Genomic DNA, 19,895 nt, shown 5'->3' with positions numbered 1-19,895 from the left:
CAGTGGAGCCATGGAGACTGTGGTACGCGGCTGGCTCGTTGTGGTCCTCGAAACCGCTCGGGCCGTACGGCACCCGCGTGCCGAGCGGTGAGTCCAGAGAGCGGTCTGACCCGGGCCAGGCGAGAGCGCGAGATCCCCCTTGAATCCCGTTGTTGACCAACTGACCGCGGCGGCCTGAGTGAAGGACTGCGGACATGGACGCCGAAGAACGTATAGACCCGCAGGTGCGGGCTCGCCTTGACCAGTACCTCGGCCTCGTCGGCCCTCAGGGACTGAGCGGCATCGGCAGCATCACGGCCCGACGGCAGAGACAGGCTGAACTCTCCGATCTTCGGCCCAAGGCCGCCGCGCACCATGACGTCGATGTCCGTGACTTCTCGGTCCGGTCCGGCACCTCGCCGCATACCGCCGTTCAGGTGCGGGCCTACCGACCTGCAGGAAGTGCCGTGCCCGCGTCGTGCATCTGTTATGCCCACGGTGGCGGATTGGTCACGGGAAGCATCGCCGGTGACGAGGTGAAGGCCGTTGAGCTCGCACAGGCGACAGACTGTGTCGTCGTCTCGGTGGAGTATCGCCCCGCGCCTGAGAACCCTTGCCCCGCTGCGGTCGACGACCGCGGCTTTCACCTGGACAGCCGCATGCCAGCATGAGCTGCGCATCGACCCGCACCGCATCGTCCGCGGCTCATTCCCCGCCTTCGGCGCCGGCCGCCGCCAGTGCATCGGGGAAGCGTTCGCATGGACGGAAGTCGTGATCACCCTCGCGACCATCCTGCAGACCTGGTTCGATTTCCGTCTCACCTCACGTGCTCCGCGACAGCAGGCAGTCATGACCGTCACTCCGGATGTGCTGACCATGGCCTACTGCCTCCGGGAGCCGGAGAACTGACCTGCAACCTTCGACGCCCTGAGAGTGAGGCGTGGAGCAGCTCAACCAGCGGAGTCATCATGGCCGAGTTCACAATGCCGAGATTTGACGTGCCTTTCCCGGTGGAGTGCAATCCGTACCTGGAGCAGGCTTCCCGGGCGATGTGGGGGTGGATCGACACTTACGGCCTGGCGCCGACAGAGAAGGCACGCGCCAGAATGCAGCGCACGGGAGCCGACCTGTCAGGGGCTTATGTGTGGCCTCGTGCCGATCTTGACATGCTGACCACCGGTCTTCAGTGGCTTGCCCTGACCTTCCGGATCGACGACCAAATGGACGAGGACGACCTGACGGAAAGGCTGCAAGCACGGGTGGCAGCCATCGACGAGCTCCGCAACATCCTGCGGGGCCAGCCGGCTCCTGGCCCGTCTCCGGTCGCCCAGGCGCTGAGCGACCTGTGGGCCAGGACGTCCGTGGGGCGGCCCATCGCCTGGCGCAACGCCTTCCTCCGGCACTTCCGGGCGTTCCTTCAGTCCTACGCAACGGAAGCCAGCCTCAGTGCCCGGGAGACCGCACCCCGCCTGGATGAATACCTCGGCTGGAGGATGTACTCCGTAGGGATGCCGTGGCTTTGGGACCTGGACGAGCTGCGCCTTCCCGTGTTCCTACCCGACTCCGTGCGCTCGTGCGGTCCGATGTACAGACTGCGCCGCGCCGGCTCGGTGCACATCGCTCTGGTCAACGACGTCTTTTCCGTCCACCGCGAAACCCTCGTCGGCTATCAGTACAACGCGGTCACCATCATCCGGGACACACACCACTGCTCTTTGCAGGAAGCCGTGGACCGGGCGGCGGAGCTGGCCGACGCCCACGTCCACGCGGTCGTGACAGCACGGCAGGAACTTTCCGAGGAACTCGACAGACAAGCTGTGCCGCCCCAGGTCCGCGCTGCGGCATCCGATTACGCGGACAACATCGCTGCCAACCTGAGCGGGCAACTCATATGGCACTCTTCGGTCGAGCGGTACGCCGTCGACGACCTTCAGCCTTCCGGCCGCTCCGCGAGCTACCCCGACGACCTACTTCGCGGGTGACATTGACTGCCGAGCAGCCACGACGCGGCCCTGAGCGGGTGGAACGCACGTTCGCGATCATGTTCATAACCCGCGCGCCGCCACCCGGAGTCTCTTCCGTTTGGGGCCACCGCGCACGGTCACGAAGCAGCCCTGACAAATGGGATGGCGGATATGCCCCCGCCAGGACGAGGATCTCTCGGTACTCGCCGATGAAGGGGCAGCTGTGGACGACATCGTTCCGAGAGAGCTCGTCTTTCTTGCTGATGACGAGGGGAACAGCGTCACCGTCCATGTTCTGGGGCGTGATCCCAGGTGGTCCGCCGGGCTGCGAGCCGAGATCGTGGTCAGGACGCCTTTCGTGTCCGGCCGTGTTGGCTTGGCGCTCTATACCTCGCGGCTGGAGAGCTGGGCGGATGCGCTGAACAGGCTCAATGCCGGCGAGGATGTTGCCTGGATGGAGATGAGCAGTGGGCCGTCGATCTTCATCCAACTCACCGGCGAGCGTGACTGTCCGGAGGTGGTCGTGGAGGACGAGTCGGGGTCCATGGTCACCGTTCGGGTGCCGCTCGTGCCGCCGGACGACTGGATTGCTGACCACCAGCAGCGTCTGCAGCGAGTGATGGAGCACTGGGTTCCGTTGCTGTCAGAGTAGGGAGACAAACCTCTGCCGGCAGATGAACACCTCACCCGCCGGCCTGCTGCCTTCACGCTTCAAGCCGCGATTCGGGTTTCACCCGTCAAGGCTGGTCATCGCTTGGTCGGGTGGCGGTCGAGGCCGGGTCGGGTCCTTCCTCAGTGGCGGCGGCCCCTCTGTGGGACGGTGACGGGGTGGCGGGAGAAGCCGGGACTTGAGACGCGGGCGGGCTTACCGAACGCGTGGGACGGACGGCAGGACCGACCGGCCTGTCCGGAGTGCTGTTCGTGAGGAAAAGCAGCGCGAAGGCAGCAGCCGCAGCCAGACCGAACAACACGATGACGGCCCGGCGAGGGGGAAGCAACGGCCGCCTGGTCACAGTGGGAAGCGCGGCAGGCCGCAGGTGTTCCAAGCCAGCGGAGTTGGCCCGGGCCTCCAGTGCGTCGCGCAGTCGTTGCTCGAGCGCCTCGTGGCGGATCTCGCCGCGGCTCATCGTCAGATCTCCGCAAAGTGCCGGCAGTGGGAAGGGCAGGAACGCGACTGAGAGGTGTGCTGGGTCATCGAGGTATCTCCAGTTGTCTGCCGAGAGCGTTCAGGGCTCGGTTGGCAGTTGACTTGACCGTTCCGCGGGAGACTCCGAGGGTGTCGGCAATCTGCGCTTCGGTGAGATCCGACCAGTAGCGCAGCACCAAGACCTCGCGCTGTCGGCGGGTGAGGTGCTGCAACGCGTTGATCACTTCCTGATGGGTCTCGGCAAGGAGCACGCTCTGGTCGGCGGACGGGACATGGTGTTGACGCTCAGGAATGTAGGCACGGGCCGTACGGCGCCGGCGCAGAACGGAACGAGCTGAATTGACCACGCTGGTTCGCAAGTACGCTTCGGGGTCGTCCAGGTCCGCCAGTCGACGACCGTGGCGGTGCAGGAGCGCGGCGAAGGCGTCCTGCACCACGTCCTCTGCCGTTGGAAGGTCGTCCACCAGGAGCAGTGCCAGCCGCACCAGTGCCAGGCGGCGGTGATGGTAAAGCTCGCTGAAGCCGTGTTCTTCCCCGGCTGTCGCCGTACTGGGGGACGCGGCTTTGAACTGCCATCTGCTACGGCCCCGCCGACTCGCCAGTGAACGCTGAGCGAGCCCATACCGTGCTCGGCTCATCAGATCCACTCCGCTGCAGAGCAAGCGGTGCACCGGCCTGCACATGCTCCGCCACCAGATGACCGACGGTGCGGCGGTGGGGATCGTCGCGGTTCTCACATGTCTCCTGGACGTCGCGTACTGGCCCGTCCGCCCGGAGCCCCGGGCGGACGGGTTGTGCTGCTGGCCTGAGCCGTGCAGCGTGCATTCACGTGGTGTCGCCGAACGGCCCAGAGCCGATCAGCAGGTCAAACGGAGGAGAGCCTCACTCGGCCGGAGTCGCACGCTGCACCGGCTTGGCGGGCTTCGCGTCTCCCGGGACGTCGGTCTCCGAGCCTGGTGCGTAGGGCTTGGCGGGCTTCGCGTCTCCCGGGACGTCGGTCTCCGCGCCCGGCACGTGGGGCTTGGCGGGCGTCTCGGAGCCAGGCACGTAGGGCTTGGCGTGCTTCCCAGTGGAAGCGGACTTCATGGGAGAGGCCGCGCGCGCCTTCTGCGCATCGGCGGGAGCATCCTCGGCGGCGGAATCGGCGTGGGCCGTGAAGGCTCCACCGAGAGCCAGCGCGGCGCCCACAACCGAGACGCTTAGCGCGGCGCGGACCCGGCCCGGGCGAGAGCTGCGGACAGCGGCGTGACGTACTGACATTTCCAGTCCTCGAATCATCGGTTTCGTTGCTGGGCTGACCGTCCGTCATGGGTGGCTTCCCCTGCGGCGGCCCTCTGCTGGAGGCGCATCCAACCCGACAGACGTCCGAAGGCCCCCGGGGTTGTCGGTCGGGCGAGACGGATTCGGGGAACTCTCAGTGATCTGCGTCACTGTCATGGGACCGGTCCGCGAGCCGATCAGAGGGCGTAGTGAGACGGAACTCGTCTCTGTTCGCTTCAGCCCTCGTGCCCCAACTCCCGGGGGCGTCTTGTGGATTCCCAGGTCCTCCGCGACCTCGGGGACGGCCAGCGGGTGAAGGCACGGTTCAACAATCGGGGCCCATTGGCCGCCGGACATGTCATTTCGATAGGGGCGGCGCGATCTTTGAACGAGTCCAGGGGCAGCGACATGGACCGAGGCCGACGCCGTGGTGATGGACTACATCCCGAGACCGGCAGCTACTGGCTGAAAAAGCGGGCGAACGTTGCCCGGTACGCACTGGCTGGCCGTTGAGTTCGCAGACGACCTCCGTGAGACGTTGCAACGACGAGGGGAGGCGCGGTCTTCACCCGCGCTTCCGCCAGTCCCCGCAGACAGCGCTGGCTGAGCTGGCCGACCAGGGCGTCCAGCAGTGCGGTGTGGGAAGCGAACCCGCTTCCCGGCGCCCCCACCGCCGCGGCTGGCGCACCGCCGTCTCCCGCGGCGGCGGCCCGCTCATCGAGGCGGGGGCGGAGCTGCTGCTTGCCTGGCGGGGATGAGGTCATCACCCTGGCGCAGGCAAGCGCCGAGAGGTCCGGAGACGATCCCGTATTCGGGCAAGCCGTTGCGCGGGCCGCACAGCCTGTGCGCAAGACCGCCGAAGCGGCCAAGCGCGTGTGAGTCCATGTCATGCCCTCCGACTCCCACCAGGGCCAGGGGCGTGAGCGTGCGCAGTTGCCTTCTCCGTCGCGTCCCTCACTGACCACCGATCTCAGCGGAGCGGCTTCGGCACCGATGGTTCAGCCCCGACTGCGTCACGCCAGCCACCGAGGGCGTGAACGCGTGGGATGCAGTGAGAAGAGCTCCGTGGACGGCTGAGGACGCCGCCCGTCTGGCGTAGCGATCGGTGTCTGGAGGCCATGTGTCAGGCTCTTGATGGATCAGAAGGGAAACCGCCCCGTGCACGCTGGCACACAGCAATCTGGCGGTTTCGGTCTTGCTCTTAACCGGAACCCCGGCATCAAGACAGGCTGCCACCTTGTCCCGGAAATAGCGGAAGCACGCGTCCTCGTTCTGGCGGCTGGCTTCGGTGGCCTCGCCATCCATCACCAGTCGGTACTGCGAGGGGTAGCGAAGTCCGAACGCGATGTAGGCAATGCAGGTCTCATAGAGGGCCGTCACAGGGTCCGAGACTGTTCGGGACACTGCTTCCAACTCGATGAACAATGAGCTCCACACTCGCAAGCACGTCGCATGGACGAGTTCCTTCTTCGAGGGGAAGTGGAGATAGACGGCCGGCGGGCTGACTCCCGCGCTCGTTGCTACTGCGCGGATCGTAAGGGCGTCGGCGCCACCGCTTTCGAGTAGTTGACCAGCGATGTCGAGAAGCTGGTTCCGGAGCAGACCGCCCTGGCCCTTGGCGGCGCGAACTCGGGAGCCGGTCACGGGCATCAAGCTGTCTTCGGTTTGACGGCAGTAACCACTTGGGTCACTCGGACGCACAGTTCGCCTTCGGCATCATGAATGTCGACCTCGACGACAGTGTTGCGTCCCAAACGCAGAGGACGAGCTGTCGCAATGACGCTCGTGCGTGCCGGCCGAAGGAAATGCGTGCTCGACTCCACGGTGGCCGGTGCGGCGCCGGCTGGACCGTTGAGGGCGGCACAAACGGCAGCACACACATCGGCGAGCCCCATCAACGCTCCTCCGTGGAGGCCGCCGCCCACGGTGGAAAGGGAGAGATCGTGCTCCAACCTGGCTTGAACGCTGGCTCCTGTGATCTCCTCGAACACGACTCCGAGCGTCTTGGCATACGGCGCGAGCGCGTAGACGTCTTCCGCTTCAAGTGTGAGCACCGACTACTCCCAGTGTAGATTAATGACGATAACTTATCGGCGTTAACTCAGGCCGTCAACCGAGCTGACTTCTGATCTGTTCAGGGGGCGCGCAACGGAGTTGAGGCAGTGTGACTTCTGCTCAGGCGGCCACGGACCACAGCGCGGCCCGCTGCGTGGACAGCACACCTTTGGGCCGGTGCGTGGTGCCGGAGGTGTGGAGCATCCAGGACGGATCGTCGAGACCGAGCATGTCGATCTCCGCGGACCCGACGCCCAGGCGGTCGTACGGCGGTCCCAGGCGTCGTAACCGTGCGAGGTGCGCGGCGTCGGTGATGACGAACGCCGCGTCGCTGTCCTGGAGGAAGTGGGCCAGCTCGGCGTCGGAGGACCGCGGATCGAGCGGGACGCCGACCATCCCGGCCCGCGGGACGGCGAGGCAGCTGTCCACCATCTCCACGCAGTCGCCGAGGCAGACGGCGACGCGGTCGCCGCGGCGCAGTCCTGTCCGGGTGAGGTACGCGGCCAGTGAACGCGTGCGCCGCTCCAGCTCGGCGTAGGTGACGCTCCGCGAGGAGTCGGAGTCGGGCGACCCGGTGCGCAGCCACCTCTGCGTGCCGCCGTAAATGCTCCGGAACCGGCCGGACGAGCTCGTCACGCCTCATGTCTCGGCCTTCCAGGTCCATCGGGCCGCACCGATGTCGAGCCTAGAGGTTGCCGACCGTCGAGGGGGCTACTCGTACGGCCCGCCGCAGCGGCCTACGGCAGCAAGGAGGTACCCCCATGGCCAGCAACGGAGCACACGTGACCACCGTCCAGAGCCCTGTCCCCGAGCAGGAGCTCTCCGGGATCGTCGGCCACCGCTTCATCTACACCTACGCCAACGGCTGGCAGTACGAGATGTACGTGAAGAACCCGACCACCATCGACTACCGGATCCACTCCGGCATGGTGGGCGGCCGCTGGGTCAAGGACCAGCGGGTCGACCTCGTCCAGCTGGACGACGACCACTACAAGATCTCCTGGAACGAGCCCACCGGTACGTCGGTCTCCGTCAACGTCATGCCGGGCAAGCGCCGCCTGCACGGCGTGATCTTCTTCCCGCACTGGGTCGAGGAACACGGCGAGCGCACCGTCGTCTACCAGAACGACCACCTCGACGAGATGCGCAGGTACCGCGACGAGGGCCCGACCTATCCCGTCTACGTCGTCCCGGAATTCGCGAAGATCACCCTCTTCGAGTACGTCGGCCCCGACGACGAGACGGTCATCGCCACGGCCCCCGAAGACCTCCCGCAGGGCTGGTCCGACCGCACCAACTGACCAGGCCGCACCAGCTGACCGAGGCCGACTCGGCAAGGCCGTCAACGCCATGTACACCCACGGTCCGGTGAGCGGGGCCTCGGCGACAGGCGCCGGGACTCCGCGCGGCGCTCCAGTTCGGCACCGGCCTCGCCGAAGCCCGGGGCACCGTCGTGCTCTTCCCCTCCGGCTCTCTCGGTGGCCCCGCGGTCGAGTCCGCCCGTGTCGACCGGCCGGCCCCGCGGCAGCCGCTCGTTCCCCGGGACGAGGACCAGCGACAGGCCCTCCGGCGCGTCGTGGACCTGCTGGTAGGCATCACCAACTGGTCTGCCGGGCAAGCAAGACGTTGTTCCGGTCCGTGTCGAACACCTCAGGGAGCTTTCGTGTCCGCAACCGACAGGGATGCAGCCGCCGCGCCGGAGAGAGGGGACGACGGCACCCCGCTGCGGCGTGCCATAGGTCCCAAACTGCTGATTCTGTTCGTGATCGGCGACATCCTCGGCACCGGCATCTACGCCACCACAGGTCAGGTCGCCGGCAAGGTCGGCGGGGCGCTGTGGCTGCCGTTCGTCATCGGGTTCGTCGTGGCGATCCTGACAGCCGCCTCGTACGTCGAGCTCGTCGGCAAGTACCCGAAGGCGGCCGGAGCCGCGCTCTACACCCAGAAGGCGTTCCAGGTCCCGTTCCTGACCTTCATCGTCGCCTTCATGGTCATGTGCTCGGGCCTTTCCTCGGCGAGTGCGGCGGCCCGCGCCTTCAGCGGCGACTACCTGTCCGAGTTCACGGACTTCTTCCCGCCCACCCTCATCGCGATCCTTTTCATCCTCGCCCTGGCGGCCCTGAACCTGCGAGGCGTATCGGAGTCCGTGAAGACCAACGTGGTCCTCACCGTGGTCGAACTGACCGGCCTGCTCGTCATCCTCACGATCGGCGCCTGGGCCGTCCTGACCGGTGACGGTGAACCCTCCCGGCTCGGTGAGTTCCAGGCGGAGGGCAGCGGTTACGCGCTGCTCACCAGCGTGCTGGGGGCGACGGCCCTCGGCTTCTTCGCCTTCGTGGGCTTCGAGGACTCCGTCAACATGGCCGAGGAGACGAAGGATCCGGTGCGGACGTTCCCGCGCGCCATCTTCATCGGCGTCGCCGTCACCGGCACCATCTACGTCCTGGTCGCCCTGGTCTCCTCGCTGCTCGTCGACTACCGCGTGCTGGAGGACTCCAGCGGCCCACTGCTGGAGGTCGTCAAGGCCGGCGGGATCGACTTCCCGCCCAAGCTCTTCGCCCTGATCGCGCTGTTCGCGGTCACCAACTCGGCACTGATCAACATCATGATGGCGTCCCGCCTGTGCTACGGCATGGCGAACGAGCGCATCCTGCCCCGAGCCCTGGGCCGCGTACTGCCCCGGCGCCGCACCCCGGTCGTCGGCATCGTCTTCGTCTCGCTCCTCGCCATCGGCCTGGTCTCCACCGGGGAGATCGAGGGCCTGGGCGACACCACGGCCTTCCTCCTGCTGTGCGTCTTCGCCGTCGTCAACATCGCCGTCCTCGTCCTGCGCCGCGACCGCGTAGACCACCAGCACTTCCGTACGCCGACCGCCCTGCCGGTGCTCGGCGCGATCACCGCCCTGATCCTGGCCAGCCCGTTGTCCGACCGGCCCGCGGAGGTCTACATCAGGGCGGGCGTGCTGGTAGCCATCGGCATCGGGCTGTGGGTGCTCAACAAGGTGGTGCTGAAAGTGCGCGGCGAGGCGTGAGCAGGACGACCGCCAGGCGGTGCGCCCGAGAACGGGCACCGGGCCACCACGGCTTCCGCGCGACAGCGGCGGGATCGTGATGGCCCGGCAGGGGGTGTTTCAAGGCGGTTCAGAGGAGGGGCCCGTCAGCGGGTGAACGTGACCCGGTGTTCCTTCAGGGCACCGCAGTTGGAGCCGTACACCTGCACGTACACGTTCTTGATGCTGCCGCCCCAGTCGACGCAGTGGCCCTTGCCGTAGACGTAGGTCGGTCCGGCGAAGGACGAGAAGCGCCCGACGTCCTCGTGGCTTTCCTCGGTGTCGGGGACGTAGATCCACGCGGACATGTCCACGGCCGTACCCGGGTTGTTGCGGATGGTCGTGACGCAGTTCTGCCCGTTGGCGGCGTTGTACGTCAGGTAGACGGTGCCCAGGGAACCGACGGCCGCCGAGTTCACCGTCTTGTAGGCGCTGCCGCAGACCTTCTGCGGTGTGGTGTTGGGCGCGGCGGAGGCGGGTGACGCCAGGGCGGTCGTGGTCCCCACCGTCAGCGCCGCCAAGGCCGACGCGGTCAGGACGGAACGGGTGAATCTCATATTTCCCCCTTGCAACTCTTCGAGGTGGTTGCTCCTGCATGGTGTGACCCGCCGGGCATTCAAAGGGTTGTGCGTCAGTTCGCAGGAAATTTCGATGAGTTGGGGTGCGAGCGTGTGAGATTCCCGTTCGTGGTCCGGGCCGGGTGGCCCGAGTTCACGCTGTGCCGGTTGCGCGCCGGGCGCGAGGAACTGACGTGGTGGATCACGCGGCGGGGCGTGGCGGCGGTCGGCCCCAGCCGGGCGATCCGCTGCACCTGACGGGCGCACCACGGACCGGGTGGCGGACGCGCTCCTGCCGCGGGCAGGGTGGCCGTCCGCGGCAGGAACGCAGGCCGGCTCCTGGCCCCGCCTCGGCAGGGGACCGAGCATGCCCACGCCCCGTCACCTTTACTCACGGGTCGCTTATGGCACACGTGAGATGCAGAGGATCTGCTCAGGGGTGTCACACATGCTGCACATCCCCGTTCCAAAGTCTCGTTAGCGTTACGGCTCGATCCCACGTACGAACGTGACCAGGCCGCGGTCGGCAAGCCGTCGGCACAGCAAGATCGGGAAGACCACATGGACTACTGCTCCTCGTGCCGTAGGCACCTCAACGGCGCCTTGGTCTGCCCGGGGTGCGGCGCCTACGCCCCGGACATCGACCCCTCCGCCACCGACGGCCGTACCGGCCCGGCCCCGTGGGAGTACCCGGCCGCCTCCGGCGCATGGCGCGACGGGAACGTGTGGGACGACGGGAGTGTGTGGGACACCAACCGCGGCGGCACGCGTGAGCTCCCCCTCGCGTACACCGGCTCGTCCGGCGGCCACGAGACCCCGGCCGGCTCGTCCGGCGGCCACGAGAGCCCGGACACGGACCCGTCCGACGGACACGAGGCCGCCGCCATCACCGGGTCCGACGGCTACCAGGCACCGCAGCAGGGGCGCGCGGCGCGGCGTCGTCAGATGGCCCGTTGGAAGAAGAACCAGCGCCGGGCCGTGGTGGCGACCGCCGTCGCGCTCGTCGGAGGCGGTCTCACCGTCGCCGCCATGAAGGGCGACTCGACGCACGGCGTGCAGTCGGCCTCGGCGCCCGAGGACACGACCATGGGCGGCACCGAGGGGCAGGCGCCGGCGTACACCGAACCGACGTCGACCCGGCGCGACACCCCGCGGTCCTCGCCCACGCCCACCACTCCGCCGCACACCGACCGCACCTCGCGGCGCGAGCAGCAGCCCCGGAGCACCGCTCCCCGCAGCACCCCGGCGGACCCCCGGACGGACGCGGCCGCCGCGCCCCGCGAGCTGCCGAAGACGACGCAGCCGAGGACCACCGTCCCGAACACCGTCGACACGGTCACCGGCAACGCCGGCAAGTCCACGTCGACCGAGCAGACGAACCCGCCCGCAGCCGACACCGGCTCCGACACGCAGCCCGCGTCCCCCGAGACACCCCCGCCCGCGGCGAGCACCACTCCGCCTCCCTCGAACTCCGGCTCCGACTCCGACTCCAAGGAGCTCTGCCTGCTCGTCGTCTGCCTGGGCTGAGCCGCGCGAGGGCGTTCCGCCGAAAACCGGAGGCCGAAAACCCGTAGCCGCACCGCGGCCGCCCTCGTACCTTCGGGCGCATGGCAGACGAGTGCTTCCGGCATCCGCGGCTCGCCGCGGTGTACGACCCGCTCGACCCCGATCGCGCCGATCTCGAACCGTACCTGCGCATGGCGGAGGAGTTCGGGGCGCGTCGGGTGCTCGACATCGGCTGCGGCACGGGCGTGTTCGCGCTGCTGCTTGCGGAACGCGGCGTCGACGTTGTCGCCGTCGATCCCGCCGGGGCGTCTCTGGAGGTGGCCCGCGGCAAGCCGGGCGGCGAGCGGGTGCGGTGGATCCACGGCGATGCGACGACCCTGCCGCCCCTGACCGCCGACCTCGCGACGATGACCGGCAACGCCGCTCAGGAGGTCGTCGATCCGGAGGACTGGCGGAGGACCCTGCGAGGGGCCCGTGCGGCGTTGCGGCCCGGCGGCCGTTTCGTGTTCGAGACCCGGATTCCCGCCCGCCGCGCCTGGGAGGAGTGGAACCGCGAGGCCACGCACACCGTGACGGACGTCCCCGGTGTCGGCGTCGTCGAGTCCTGGGTCGATCTGCTCTCCGTGAGCGGGCCGCTGGTGACGTTCCGGTGGACCTACGTGTTCGCTTCGGACGGGCAGGCGCTGACGTCGGAGTCGACTCTGCGCTTCCGCGAGCGCGAAGAGGTCGAGGCGGAACTCGTGGCGCAGGGCTACGTGGTGGAGGACGTGCGCGACGCGCCCGACCGGCCGGGCCGGGAGTTCGTGTTCGTCGCACGGCGTCCGCGAACAGCCGGCTGACGTGGGCCCGCCGCCTCCGCGCAAGCGGAATCCGCCCGTAGAATCCTCGCGACCAAACCGGGGGCGTCATCAGCGGGGGAGTCCGCGTGGAAACCATCATCGTGCAGTTGCCCGGACCCACACAGTGGGGTGCGGACGAGACGGGCAGGCCGGACCTGATCCATCTGGGGCCCGGGGACATCGCCGACTTCGGCCGGGGCACGCCCGGCGGCGCGGGCGTGCGCATCGTGCTGACCGACCCCGGGGTCTCACGCCGGGCCGGGCAGTTGGAAGCGGCCGGGGACTACTGGCGGCTGTCCAACTTCAGCCGCAGCGTGTCGTACGTCGTGGAGAACCTGGAGGGAGCCGGCGAGTACCTGACCGTCGCCCCGGGGCGGCTCGGCGCGCCCGTGCCGTTCGAGTTCTCGCGCGTGGTGATCCCCGCCCTGTCCGCCACCGCGACCTTCAAGGTGTTCGCACCCCAGCACGCCTACCTAGGCGAACAGTCCGCGCCGTGCGGCGGTGAACAGACCGTCCACCCCTTCGCCCTCGATCCGACGTCGAAGTACTTCCTCGTGCTGGTGGCCCTGTGCGAACCCCGGTTGCGCGACCCCTCCGACACGGCGCTGCCCGGGGTCGGGCAGATCGTGGAGCGGCTGCGGCCGCTGGAGTCCTGCCGGGACCTGACCCGCTCCGCCGTCAACTACCACATCGACTACCTGGCCTTCGCCAAACTGCGCCTGGACCTCGGCGAGGAGACCGCGACCGGAGCCGACGGCGGCCGCACCGGAGCCAAGCGCTCCCGGCTCGCCTCCGTCGCCCTGCGCTTCGGCCTGGTGCGCGAAGAACACCTCGGCCTGCTGCCGTCCCGCGGTGTCCGCCGCCTCACGCCGCAGGAGGCAGGCGCATGACGGGGTCCGACGTCCCGGACGACCTGGAGACACCCGGGCCGCCCCGCCTCCCGGAGGGTTTCCGGATCGAGGGCTGGGAGGTGGGCGCGGTCGTCGGCTCCGGCGGCTGGGGGACCGTCTACGAGGCCCGTACCGTCGCCGACGGCACGCCCGCGGCCGTGAAGGTGCTCCCGACCGGTGCCCTGGGGCCCGGGCAGCGTGCCGCGCTCGGTGAACTCGTCGAGCGCGAGGTCCGGTTCAGCGCCGAGGCCGATCACCCCCACCTCGTGCGGACCCACGCCGTGTGCACCGTCGAGGCACCGGACCTGCCCGCCCTGGACGGTGCCATAGCGCTGGTCATGGACCGCGCCGAGGCCAGCCTGAAGGACGTCCTGGACGCCGCCGCCACCGGCGGGCCGATCGACGGCGCCGACCGCGTCCTGCGCGGAGTCGCCGCCGGACTCGCCCACATGCACGACGCCGGCTGGGTGCACGGCGACCTCAAACCCGCCAACGTCCTGCTGGGCCCGGGCGGGCAGGTGTGGCTGGCGGACTTCGGGCTGGCCGCCGAACTCGACGGCACGCACGCCCATCTGCCGCCGCTCGGCACCCTCGACCACCTGCCGCCCGAGTGGTGGTCCCAGCGCACCGGCACCCAGGGCGCCGAGGTCCGGCCCACCGCCGACATCTGGGCCTTCGGTGTCCTCGCCCACCAGGTGCTCACCGGCGGCCTCCATCCCTTCCCGGGCGCCACGGCCCGGGCCCGCTCCCTCGCCGCCCAGGCGTACGCACGCGGCACCGCACCCCTGCGGCTCGACGCCGGCCTCGGCGACGACATGCGCCGGCTGATCGCCGACTGCCTGGCGCCGGACCACACCACCCGGCTCCCGCACACGGCCCGTGGCATCGCAGCCCGCGTCGAGGACTTCACCGGCGGGCCGCGCCGCCGTCGGCGACGCCTGCTGCCGGCCGTGGCGGCCGGGCTCGTCGTCCTGACCGCCGCCGCACTCGCCGGGGTGGCACTGCTCGGCGGAGGCGGCGACACGCAGGACGACGACCGCGACCGCGGGGGCTCCGCCGCCGTCACCGGCGCGCAGAGACCGGTGCCCGGTGAGATCCCGGAGGACTCCGACGTACCCGAGGCGCTGCGCCCCGTCATCGCCCGCGCCGCCCACCGCTGCACCGACGAGGAGATCACCCCCGCCCTGCTCGCGGCACTGCTCAAAGCCGAGAGCGGCTTCGACGCCGACGCCGCCCGCCCGGAGAGCGAGGAGTACGGCATCGCCATGTGGACGCCGTCGGTGTTCCGGGCCTGGGCGGTGGACGGGGACGGCGACGGCGACAAGGACCACATGTCGCCGCCGGACGCGATCGCCACCATGAGCCTGTACGTGTGCTGGCTCGACCAGCGCTTCAAGCAGGAGGGACTGCCGAAGAAGGACCTGCCGGCGCTGGTCGCGGCCGGCTACCGCACCAGCGACCGCACGATCATCGAGGAAGGCGGCGTCCCCGCACGGGTACGCCCGCACGTGGACAAGGTGCTGGACTATCTCGCCGAGTACGAGCGCTGACCTCCGGATGTACGCGAGCGGTGGGCCGGACCCGTCAGGGCCCCGCCCACCGCTCGTCCCCCGTTCCCGTCACGGCCGCGGCGAGCCGCACTCCGGGACGTTCGGCAGCCGGTTGTCCGGCGAGCTGATGTAGATGTTGGAGATGTAGCCGCCGTACTGGGGCAGATAGGCCCACCACTCGTTGGTGTAGGGCGGCACGCTGACCACCTGGCCCCGGGTCTGGCAGCCCACCAGCACCTCGACTCCGGCAGGGAGTTGCGTGACCCGGGCGTCACTCGTGGCCGGGCCCTTCCGTACGTTGACGAACTCGCCCCAGGTGCCGAACCAGGTCCCCGCCGGCCGCACCCCGCCCGGCACGTTCAGCGAGCGGGTCAGCCGGCCGAGGTCGGTGTACGCCTTCCCGTACGACGTGCCGCCCGGATGCAGCGTCAGTACGGCCACGATCGTGCGGTCGTCCGCGCCCACCGTGCCTGTGGTGTGCAGTGCCGGGCGGGTGAGGTCCACGTCAGCGGCGGCCTGGGCGGCGGGAGCGGCGGCCGGTTCCGCCTCGGCCGCCGTTGACGAGGCGCCGCACGTCCCCTTCGCGTACTCCCCGGACCAGCCCTGCTTCACCGCCCAGGGGCGGTCGAACGAGCCCGCGATGCCGAAGTGCTGGTCGAAGCGGTCCGAGGCGCAGCGCGTGGAGCGGCGCAGGTTGTCCATGACGAAGTCGCGGACGGGGGCGGGCGCCTTGTCCAGGATGTAACGGTAGATCGCCACGGTGTCCCGGGCCGAGAGGGCGGTGTAGCCCCAGTAGCCCTCGTACCCGGCGGGCGGTGGCGCGGTGTCGCGCAGACCGAGCCGGGTGCTCATCCGGTCGATGATCGCCGAGCCGCCGTACTCCGACCAGTAGTGGTTCGCGGCCTTGTCGTCGCTGCTGCGCAGCAGCGGCTCCAGCCGCGCCCGGTCGGCCTCGGGGATCGTGTAGCCGGGCCCGCGGTTCCACAGGAAGTCCAGGGTCAGCAGCAGTTTGACGACCGAGGCGGAACGGAACCGCGCGCTCTCGTCGACCTGTTCGGTGAACGTGCCGGTGCGGCGGTCGAAGACCGCGACGCCAGCGGTGACGCCGTCCGGGATCTGAGCGCTCTGAGCGGCCTGAACGGTCGTCCCCGGCCGGGGGAGTGCCGCCGCGCCGCCCGGCAGCGAAGCGACCGTGACGACGGTCGCGAGCGCCGCTGCGCCGCGCAGGAGTATGCGCATGGTTGTCCTTCCTGGTCGCCGGGGGCCCGGTGCCCGGTCCCACAGTCCGGCGGAGCCTTGGTCCCGCGCCGACACCCTAGGAGCCCGCGCGGTGCGGCCGGTCCTGACGAATGTCAGGGCTCCCTCGAAGCGAGGTGACCTGGGGTGTTCGACCCTGATAAGTGTCAGGTGTCGCAGGTGGGGTGACGCCCGTACGGTCTCGACCGGAACACCCGCCGACACACGAAGAGGGCTCATGAGCCGCCGACCGCTCAGGACACTGCAGGCCGCCGGGGGCGCCGCCGCGGTGATGGCGCTCCTCCCGACCTCCGCCCAGGCCGCGCCGCACTCGGGCGGCGACTACGGGGCCTACGGGAACGAGGGGCAGTACCTCACCACCCCCTACTGCGCGGGCACGTTCCGGCAGATCGGGGCCACCAAGTACGCCGAAGACATGGCCCTGAAGTACTTCTACTCCGACAAGTGCGGCTCCTTCGCCCGGATCGAGAACTCCCGGCCCGGCTGCGTCGCCGTACTCCAGCGTTCCGACAACGGCGTGGGCCGCGTCGACGGCTGGGTCTCCGAGAGCGTCGACCCCGGCATCACCTACGCCTACACGCGGATGGGCAACAACCTCAACGGACGCGTCTCGCGTGCCCTGCTCTCGTGCGACGGCCACGACCTGACCGAGACCGGCTGGTACTGAGCCGCACGCCACAGGGGGGGGCCGGGGGTCCGGTCCGCCCCCTTCGCGCACCATCCCAAGCAGGACGACAAGAAGGAGTCAGCCGGTTACTGCTGACCGGCGACGAGCCCGCGGCGGGCCACCGATCTCCCGGTGGCCCGCCGCAGGCGTGTGGAGGGGACGGTACGTCAGCAGTCCGGGACGCCGGCGATCTTCTGGCCGCCCCGGATGTACAGGTTGTTCACCCAGGCGACGTCGCTGCCCGAGAGCTCCATGACGGCGGTCCACCAGTTGTTCGTGCCGACGGCCGGGTCGTGCACGGTCTGGCCCTGCTTCTGGCAGATGGCGTCCGCCCACCACTGCGAACGGGCCTCGAGCCGCGCGGAGTTGGTGGTGGGCTCCTGGCGCAGGTTGACGTCGGTGGCCCAGATGTAGACGTCGGTGAGAGTCGGGTCGCCGCCGCCTGCGACGGCCGGGGCCGCCTGGGCCGTGGTGGCGAGACCGCCGACGGCGAGCGCGGTCACGACGAGGCCCATGGCGGTACGGCTGATCATTCGCTTCATGTGTCTGTCCCCCGTGGGACGATGGTGAGGACGGTGTGGCCGGAAGTGGTCACGATCCGGGTCAGCAGCGCGCCGAGGCGGGCAGGTCGCCGTACGCGTTGCCCTTGAGGTACACGGCGCTGACGTAGCCGTCGAGGAGCTTCACCCAGACGTCGTTGGAGTAGCCGTTGTCGGTGATGCGCTCGCCGCGGGTCCAGCAGTAGGCGTCGAGCGGCTGGCCCGCCGGAACGGTGGCGAGGATTCCGTAGGAAGTGCCCGGCCTGTAGCGAAGGTTGACGGTCTCGTACGGTACGACCGCGTACGGCGCGGCCATGATGCGGGCGGTGCCCGCCTCGCCGGCGGCGGCTGCGGTCCTCGCGGTGAGCGGGCCGAGCAGTGCGAGCGCCCGGGTGCCGACGAGCGCGGCCCTGGCGATGATGCGAGTGGACATGTCGAGCTCGCCCTGAGGTGTGGCCGGCGCTCAGAACTGTAGGGAGAGCAGGGGCGACGCGGTCCCTGACAATTGTCAGGGACGTCCGGAACAACGGGGTTACGGGCGAGGGTACTTGGCCCCGCTGGGCGTGGGCGGCGCGATACGGCCGAAAACCGCTCGACGACCACAACCACCTCTGCCTAGCATCCACCGCGCGGCATCGCGTGTCGGTCACCGGCCGGGTGAGGCATGGAGGTGCCGCGGAGATGCCCGTGGAGGCATTCAACAGTGTCAGTCGAGTTCAATCACACCATCGTCCTGTCCCGTGACCGCGAGAAGTCCGCCCGTTTCCTCGCGGAGATCCTGGGTCTGGAGGTCGGGGCACCGGCCGGGGTGTTTCTGCCGGTGACGACCGCCAACGGCGTCACGCTGGACTTCCTCACCATCGACGCCGACATCCCCATGCAGCACTACGCGTTCCTCGTCTCCGAGGACGAGTTCGACGAGGCTCTCGCCCGGCTCGTCGCGGCCCGGATCCCCATCCAGGCCGACCCGCACGGCAACCACCCGCGCAAGATCAACCGCAACGACGGCGGCCGGGGCGTGTACTTCCTCGACCCGGCGGGCCACGGCCTGGAGATCATCACCCGTCCGTACGGTACGGACCCGTCCTCGCCGCTGAACGGCGTCACGGAGGACGTGCCCGGGGCCGTCTGAGCCGGCCCGGGCCGGGGACGGGGGCGACGCCGTTCCCGTCCCCGGCCCACCTCTCCCGCGCGAGTGGGCCGTTCAGGCGTCGTCCTTCAGCGCCACGGGAGCCGGCTCGGGGCCGGTGTCCGGCGTGTGGTCGCGGCGAGGGAGCAGGACAGGGGTGAAGAGGAGGAAGACGCCGGCGAGCGCGATGGCCGTACGGGGGCTGGTCAGGTGGGCCAGCAGGCCCCACAGGGCGGTCACGGCCGCTGTGGTGGCCTTGCCGGTGGCCGACCAGGCGGACAGGGTGCGGACGACCCGGTCCGCGGGGGTCCGTTCGAGGCGGTACGTGGCGAACACCGGGTTGAACACGGCGCAGCAGGTGATCAGCCCGAACTCGACCACCATGACCAGCGCCAGCCCGGCCGCACCGGGGCCGACGAAGGCCAGCCCGAGCGACCAGCACGCCCGCAGCACCCCCGCCGTGAGCATGACCCGGTGCCGACCCAACCGCGCGACGAGCCGTGGTGCCAGGCGCGAGCCGAGCAGACCCCCCGTGCAGGGCACCGCGAAGGCGAGCGCGTACTGCCAGGGAGCGAAGCGCAGATCGTCGACCATCAGGACCATGAGCGGTGGAGAGGCCGCCAAGATCAGGGAGTTGGCGAGGACCGTGTGGAAGAAGAGCGGGCGCAGCGCCGGGTCGGCCAGGATGTAGCGCCAGCCGTCGAGCAGGTCGCCCGCCCGGGGTCGGGCTGTGCCGGACGCGGGCCGCACCGGGCGTTTCTCCTCACCGCCGATCGCCCGGAGGCCGAACGCCGAGAGCAGATAGCTCACCGCGTCGGCCACCACGGTCGTCACCGGACCGAACAGCCCGATCGCGGCCCCGCCCAGCGGCGGCCCGACCATGCTGGCCGTCCAGGTCGTCGCCTCGAACCGCCCGTTCGCGACGAGCAGGTCCCGCCGTGGCACCAGCCCCTTCAGGAACGCCCCGGCCGCCGCGTTGAAGGTGATGTCGGACGCCGCGACGGCCACCGACACCAGCAGCAGCTGGCCGAAGCTCAGCCGGCCCAGGGCGAACGCCACGGGGATGCTCAGCAGTACCGCGCACCGGACCAGGTCCGTCACGATCATCACCGGCCGTTTGCGGCGGACCTCCACCCACGGCCCGAGCGGCACCGACACGGCCGCGCCGACCGCCGGTCCCACCGCCGCCAGCAGCGACACCTGCGTCGGTCCGGCGTCCAGCACCAGGACCGCGATCAGCGCGAAGGCGTCGAACGCGAGCCAGGTGCCGGCCGTGCTGACCGCGTACGCGCCCCACAGCCACCCGAACTGCCGCCCCAGCGACCGCCTGCCCGCCATACCCGGCGCACACTCCCAGCTCCCGCGGACAACCCGGTGTTGACCGGCAGCCATCCAAGCGGGAACCGGGACGCCCGGGCAAACAACCGTCCGTCACCCGAGCCACAACAAACCGTTGTGACACACGGAGGCACGGGCGGTCCCACCCCTGAGCCGTCTCATCTCGGTA

Annotated in this window: 24 protein-coding genes and 1 pseudogene; 14 read left to right on the top strand and 11 right to left on the bottom strand. The window is 69.7% G+C overall.

The features are described from left to right. Window positions 1–194: 194 nt before the first annotated feature. The 4 genes from AOQ53_RS45725 (at window position 195) to AOQ53_RS03530 (ending at window position 2,595) form a co-directional block, all read left to right on the top strand. Window positions 195–650 carry an alpha/beta hydrolase gene (locus tag AOQ53_RS45725; RefSeq protein WP_078945122.1) on the top strand — a complete coding sequence of 152 codons (456 nt, stop codon included), beginning with the start codon at window positions 195–197 and terminating at the stop codon, window positions 648–650. Further along, window positions 550–888 carry a cytochrome P450 gene (locus AOQ53_RS47240; protein WP_059414879.1) on the top strand — a complete coding sequence of 113 codons (339 nt, stop codon included), beginning with the start codon at window positions 550–552 and terminating at the stop codon, window positions 886–888. The genes AOQ53_RS45725 and AOQ53_RS47240 overlap by 101 nt, the downstream gene beginning before the upstream one ends. A 59-nt stretch (window positions 889–947) precedes the next feature. Beyond that, window positions 948–1,961 carry a terpene synthase family protein gene (locus AOQ53_RS03535; RefSeq protein ID WP_059414878.1) on the top strand — a complete coding sequence of 338 codons (1,014 nt, stop codon included), beginning with the start codon at window positions 948–950 and terminating at the stop codon, window positions 1,959–1,961. A gap of 205 nt (window positions 1,962–2,166) precedes the next feature. Further along, a complete protein-coding gene (locus AOQ53_RS03530) occupies window positions 2,167–2,595 on the top strand; it encodes a DUF5959 family protein (RefSeq protein WP_059414876.1) in 429 nt (142 codons plus the stop codon). Between the two features lie 539 nt (window positions 2,596–3,134). Here AOQ53_RS03530 and AOQ53_RS03525 read toward each other — a convergent pair. Further along, on the bottom strand, window positions 3,135–3,773 hold the full coding sequence (locus AOQ53_RS03525) for a SigE family RNA polymerase sigma factor (protein WP_059414894.1): 639 nt from the start codon (window positions 3,771–3,773) through the stop codon (window positions 3,135–3,137). Between the two features lie 199 nt (window positions 3,774–3,972). Continuing rightward, window positions 3,973–4,350, bottom strand: a complete 378-nt coding sequence (locus AOQ53_RS03520; RefSeq protein WP_148640279.1) for a hypothetical protein — start codon at window positions 4,348–4,350, stop codon at window positions 3,973–3,975. 530 nt (window positions 4,351–4,880) lie between these two features. On the opposite strand from AOQ53_RS03520, the gene AOQ53_RS44050 reads away from it, so the two are divergent. Further along, on the top strand, window positions 4,881–5,108 hold the full coding sequence (locus AOQ53_RS44050; protein WP_148640278.1) for a hypothetical protein: 228 nt from the start codon (window positions 4,881–4,883) through the stop codon (window positions 5,106–5,108). A gap of 196 nt (window positions 5,109–5,304) precedes the next feature. Here AOQ53_RS44050 and AOQ53_RS03515 read toward each other — a convergent pair whose 3' ends face one another. From AOQ53_RS03515 to AOQ53_RS03510, 3 genes and pseudogenes are all read right to left on the bottom strand, one after another. Continuing rightward, on the bottom strand, window positions 5,305–6,000 hold the full coding sequence (locus AOQ53_RS03515; RefSeq protein ID WP_059414872.1) for a TetR/AcrR family transcriptional regulator: 696 nt from the start codon (window positions 5,998–6,000) through the stop codon (window positions 5,305–5,307). Continuing rightward, complete coding sequence (locus AOQ53_RS40260) at window positions 6,000–6,404, bottom strand: PaaI family thioesterase (RefSeq protein WP_078945121.1); 405 nt, start codon at window positions 6,402–6,404, stop codon at window positions 6,000–6,002. The genes AOQ53_RS03515 and AOQ53_RS40260 overlap by 1 nt, the downstream gene beginning before the upstream one ends. 124 nt (window positions 6,405–6,528) lie before the next feature. Further along, window positions 6,529–7,048: pseudogene (locus AOQ53_RS03510) on the bottom strand (AMP-binding protein); the annotation flags it as partial. Window positions 7,049–7,166: 118 nt separating this feature from the next. On the opposite strand from AOQ53_RS03510, the gene AOQ53_RS03505 reads away from it, so the two are divergent. Then, window positions 7,167–7,706 carry a phenolic acid decarboxylase gene (locus AOQ53_RS03505; RefSeq protein WP_059414868.1) on the top strand — a complete coding sequence of 180 codons (540 nt, stop codon included), beginning with the start codon at window positions 7,167–7,169 and terminating at the stop codon, window positions 7,704–7,706. 41 nt (window positions 7,707–7,747) lie between these two features. On the opposite strand, the gene AOQ53_RS45710 is transcribed toward AOQ53_RS03505, so the two are convergent. Next, the gene (locus AOQ53_RS45710) at window positions 7,748–8,023 is read right to left on the bottom strand and encodes a hypothetical protein (RefSeq protein ID WP_236711542.1); all 276 of its coding nucleotides are present in this window, start codon (window positions 8,021–8,023) and stop codon (window positions 7,748–7,750) included. A gap of 45 nt (window positions 8,024–8,068) precedes the next feature. Between AOQ53_RS45710 and AOQ53_RS03500 the strand changes: the two genes are divergently transcribed. Next, window positions 8,069–9,436, top strand: coding sequence for an APC family permease (locus AOQ53_RS03500; RefSeq protein WP_059414866.1), 1,368 nt, complete (start codon window positions 8,069–8,071; stop codon window positions 9,434–9,436). Window positions 9,437–9,561: 125 nt separating this feature from the next. Here AOQ53_RS03500 and AOQ53_RS03495 read toward each other — a convergent pair whose 3' ends face one another. Further along, on the bottom strand, window positions 9,562–10,011 hold the full coding sequence (locus AOQ53_RS03495) for a hypothetical protein (RefSeq protein WP_059414864.1): 450 nt from the start codon (window positions 10,009–10,011) through the stop codon (window positions 9,562–9,564). Window positions 10,012–10,125: 114 nt separating this feature from the next. Here AOQ53_RS03495 and AOQ53_RS44415 point away from each other — a divergent pair, with 114 nt between their 5' ends. The 5 genes from AOQ53_RS44415 (at window position 10,126) to AOQ53_RS03475 (ending at window position 14,796) form a co-directional block, all read left to right on the top strand. Continuing rightward, window positions 10,126–10,269 (top strand): hypothetical protein, encoded by a 144-nt coding sequence (locus AOQ53_RS44415; RefSeq protein WP_167745674.1) that lies wholly within the window; start codon window positions 10,126–10,128, stop codon window positions 10,267–10,269. A 303-nt stretch (window positions 10,270–10,572) separates the two neighbouring features. Further along, a complete protein-coding gene (locus AOQ53_RS03490; RefSeq protein ID WP_059414862.1) occupies window positions 10,573–11,538 on the top strand; it encodes an SCO2400 family protein in 966 nt (321 codons plus the stop codon). 80 nt (window positions 11,539–11,618) lie between these two features. Further along, window positions 11,619–12,356, top strand: a complete 738-nt coding sequence (locus AOQ53_RS03485; protein WP_059414860.1) for a class I SAM-dependent methyltransferase — start codon at window positions 11,619–11,621, stop codon at window positions 12,354–12,356. 86 nt (window positions 12,357–12,442) lie between these two features. Next, window positions 12,443–13,246, top strand: coding sequence for a hypothetical protein (locus AOQ53_RS03480; protein WP_059414858.1), 804 nt, complete (start codon window positions 12,443–12,445; stop codon window positions 13,244–13,246). After that, the gene (locus AOQ53_RS03475) at window positions 13,243–14,796 is read left to right on the top strand and encodes a serine/threonine-protein kinase (protein WP_059414855.1); all 1,554 of its coding nucleotides are present in this window, start codon (window positions 13,243–13,245) and stop codon (window positions 14,794–14,796) included. Before AOQ53_RS03480 ends, AOQ53_RS03475 begins: the two co-directional genes overlap by 4 nt. Before the next feature lie 69 nt (window positions 14,797–14,865). On the opposite strand, the gene AOQ53_RS03470 is transcribed toward AOQ53_RS03475, so the two are convergent. Then, window positions 14,866–16,035, bottom strand: coding sequence for an SH3 domain-containing protein (locus AOQ53_RS03470; RefSeq protein ID WP_059414854.1), 1,170 nt, complete (start codon window positions 16,033–16,035; stop codon window positions 14,866–14,868). 235 nt (window positions 16,036–16,270) lie between these two features. On the opposite strand from AOQ53_RS03470, the gene AOQ53_RS03465 reads away from it, so the two are divergent. Further along, a complete protein-coding gene (locus AOQ53_RS03465) occupies window positions 16,271–16,720 on the top strand; it encodes a hypothetical protein (RefSeq protein WP_059414852.1) in 450 nt (149 codons plus the stop codon). Between the two features lie 167 nt (window positions 16,721–16,887). Here AOQ53_RS03465 and AOQ53_RS03460 read toward each other — a convergent pair whose 3' ends face one another. Further along, window positions 16,888–17,262 carry a hypothetical protein gene (locus AOQ53_RS03460; protein ID WP_059414850.1) on the bottom strand — a complete coding sequence of 125 codons (375 nt, stop codon included), beginning with the start codon at window positions 17,260–17,262 and terminating at the stop codon, window positions 16,888–16,890. 61 nt (window positions 17,263–17,323) lie between these two features. Continuing rightward, window positions 17,324–17,692: an SH3 domain-containing protein gene (locus tag AOQ53_RS03455; protein WP_059414848.1), complete on the bottom strand. Its 369-nt coding sequence runs from the start codon at window positions 17,690–17,692 to the stop codon at window positions 17,324–17,326. 270 nt (window positions 17,693–17,962) lie between these two features. Here AOQ53_RS03455 and AOQ53_RS03450 point away from each other — a divergent pair, with 270 nt between their 5' ends. Beyond that, window positions 17,963–18,391 (top strand): VOC family protein, encoded by a 429-nt coding sequence (locus AOQ53_RS03450; RefSeq protein ID WP_059414847.1) that lies wholly within the window; start codon window positions 17,963–17,965, stop codon window positions 18,389–18,391. Between the two features lie 72 nt (window positions 18,392–18,463). Here the strand turns inward: AOQ53_RS03450 and AOQ53_RS03445 are convergent, their stop codons facing one another. Continuing rightward, window positions 18,464–19,726, bottom strand: coding sequence for an MFS transporter (locus AOQ53_RS03445; protein WP_059414845.1), 1,263 nt, complete (start codon window positions 19,724–19,726; stop codon window positions 18,464–18,466). Window positions 19,727–19,895 lie beyond the last annotated feature (169 nt).

Origin of the sequence: Streptomyces azureus (assembly GCF_001270025.1) — a bacterium.
In the GTDB taxonomy this organism is placed as follows: domain Bacteria; phylum Actinomycetota; class Actinomycetes; order Streptomycetales; family Streptomycetaceae; genus Streptomyces; species Streptomyces azureus.
Note: the sequence above shows the minus strand (reverse complement) of the source record. Positions and strands in the feature narration are given on the sequence as shown.